Source organism: Bradyrhizobium sp. P2_E8 (genome assembly GCF_056403875.1).
The window spans coordinates 1-2,323 of record NZ_JBFUES010001089.1; the positions used below are offsets into that span (position 1 = coordinate 1).

The 2,323-nt window shown below is 64.9% G+C and carries 3 protein-coding genes and 1 pseudogene; 2 read left to right on the plus strand and 2 right to left on the minus strand.

Features of this window, described 5'->3' with window-relative positions; all coding sequences use genetic code 11:
- A partial coding sequence (locus AC1D00_RS37015; RefSeq protein WP_477014072.1) for a DUF4175 family protein occupies window positions 1-234 on the minus strand: 234 nt, incomplete at its 3' end.
- Window positions 235-414: 180 nt separating this feature from the next.
- On the opposite strand from AC1D00_RS37015, the gene AC1D00_RS37020 reads away from it, so the two are divergent.
- Both AC1D00_RS37020 and AC1D00_RS37025 read left to right on the plus strand, forming a co-directional pair.
- Window positions 415-798, plus strand: coding sequence for a carboxymuconolactone decarboxylase family protein (locus AC1D00_RS37020; RefSeq protein ID WP_477014073.1), 384 nt, complete (start codon window positions 415-417; stop codon window positions 796-798).
- Window positions 799-1,014: 216 nt separating this feature from the next.
- On the plus strand, window positions 1,015-1,923 hold the full coding sequence (locus tag AC1D00_RS37025) for an NAD(P)-dependent oxidoreductase (protein ID WP_477014074.1): 909 nt from the start codon (window positions 1,015-1,017) through the stop codon (window positions 1,921-1,923).
- A gap of 190 nt (window positions 1,924-2,113) precedes the next feature.
- Here AC1D00_RS37025 and AC1D00_RS37030 read toward each other — a convergent pair.
- Window positions 2,114-2,323, minus strand: a pseudogene (locus AC1D00_RS37030) (diaminopimelate decarboxylase); the annotation flags it as partial.

Consider the following 2,323-nt stretch of genomic DNA (forward strand, 5'->3'; position numbering starts at 1 on the left):
GGCGAAAACAACGAGACCAATGGCGCGGGCAAGGAACGGCAGCGCCAGCCAGAGACCGGCCCAGGACAGCGCCAGGAACAGGCCGACGACGGTCAGAAGCCGCGCCAGATTCGGCCAGGCACGCTCCCACGCGATGGCATATCTGGCCCGATCGAGGGCCTGCGCCAGCTTCAGCCGCGGCAGAGCGTCGCCATCGCGGATCGGGTCTGACGGGTCGGGGGTGACGCCGTTCAATCAGCTCTCCAAGTTGCCCGGGAGAGAGGAGCGTATCACAACGGCAGCACTGAGGCATCCGTTCCTGTACGGGAGACACCCCTTTTCCCGCATAACACGAGGACGTGACTGGCCCGCCGCAACCCCGTAATTTCCGCGCCGCCATCCAGGGACAAGCAAAGGGAAAACGAAGGAAACGCCATGGACAAGAAGATGCACGACAAGGGCCTGGAAGTCCGCAAAGCGGTGCTGGGGGAAGCCTATGTCAACAACGCCGTGAAGAACGTCGACGATTTCAACCGTCCGTTCCAGGAGATGCTCAACGAATATTGCTGGGGAACGGTGTGGGGCCGCGAGGAGCTGCCGCGCAAGACCCGCAGCATGCTCAACATCGCGATGATCGCGATTCTCAACCGCCAGCACGAATTCCGCGCGCATCTGAGGGGCGCGCTCACCAACGGCGTCACCCGCGACGAGATCCGCGAGATCCTGATGCAGGTCGCGATCTATGGCGGCATGCCGGCCGCAGTCGACAGTTTCCGCATCGCGCGCGAGGTGTTCGCGGAGATCGACGGGAAGGCGTGAGGGAGCGCGAGGGTGAGGGACGCAACATGTGTCCCCACCGTCGTCCCGGCCCGGGACCCATAACCACCGCCGGACATGTTTACGGGAACTCGGAGTTACCGGCGCCGCACAATGACTCCTCCCTGGGGGTATGGGTCCCGGCCTTCGCCGGGACGACAGCGGAGGGTGGCGCGYAGCTTCGCTCTCAACAACGAATAATCAAAACAAGGAAACACCATGGACATCGGATTCATCGGCCTCGGAAACATGGGTTTCCCGATGGCGCGGCGGCTGGTCGAGGCGGGCCACAAGCTCGTCGTGTTCGACACGCGCAAGGAGGTCGTCGACAAGCTCATCGCGCGCGGCGCGACGCCAGCGACATCACCGAAGGACGTGGCCGATCAGGTCGAGACCGTGATGGCGAGCCTGCCCTCGCTGCAAGCTTCGCTTGAAGTTGCAACGGGGACGAACGGCGTGATCGAGGGCAAGCGGGTCAAGCGCTTCATCGATCTGTCTACCGTCGGCTCGACGATGGCTTCGAAGATTCACGCCCTGCTCGCCAAGCGCGACATCGTGCAGATCGACTGCCCCGTCTCCGGCGGGGTCGGCGGCGCCGAGAAGGGTACGCGGGCGGTGATGGTGTCGGGGCCGAAGGCGGAGTTCGAGCTGCTGAAGCCCGCGCTCGATGTGATCGGAAAGGTGTTCTTCATCGGCGAGAAGCCGGGCGCAGCCCAGACCATGAAGCTCGCCAACAATTTCCTCTCGGCCACCGCGATCGTGGCGACGTCGGAAGCTGTCGTCATGGGTGTGAAGGCCGGGCTCGATCCCGCCGTGATGATCGACGTCATCAATGCCGGCTCGGGCATGAACACCGCGAGCCGCGACAAGTTTCCGCGCGCGGTGCTGCCGCGCACGTTCGATTTCGGCTTCGCCACGGGGCTGATGGTGAAGGACGTCCGCCTCGCGCTGGAGGAAATGAAGCAGCTCGGCCTGTCGATGGAGGTCGCGGATGCCGTCGGGCGCCTGTGGGAGACCGTGATCAGCGCGGAAGGCGCCGATTCCGATTTCACCGCGGCGATCAAGCCGATCGAGAAGAAGGCGGGGGTTGTGGTTGGTGGGAAGACCGGCGGATTGGCGGGGAAGTAGCCGTCCCAATTTCAGCTCGTCGTCCCGGGGCGCGCGAAGCGCGAGCCCGGGACCCATAACCACAGGGAGACGTTTGGCGAAGACTCGTAGTTACCACTTCGCACCACAACCACTTCCTGTGGTTATGGGTCCCCGCCTTCGCGGGGACGACAGCAAGCGTGAGGCGCGACCTTACCGCACCTCACGCGCCTCACAGCCACGGCGCCGGCGTGTCCATCGCGATCAGCTGCTCGACCTCGATGCGCGGGCGCACCACGGCGTACTGGTCGCCCTTCACCAGCACCTCGGGCACCAGCGGCCGCGTATTATAGGTGCCGGCCTGCACGGCGCCATAGGCTCCGGCGGTCATAATGGCGAGGAGATCGCCCGCCTTCGGCGTCGGCAGCGTGCGGTCGAGCGC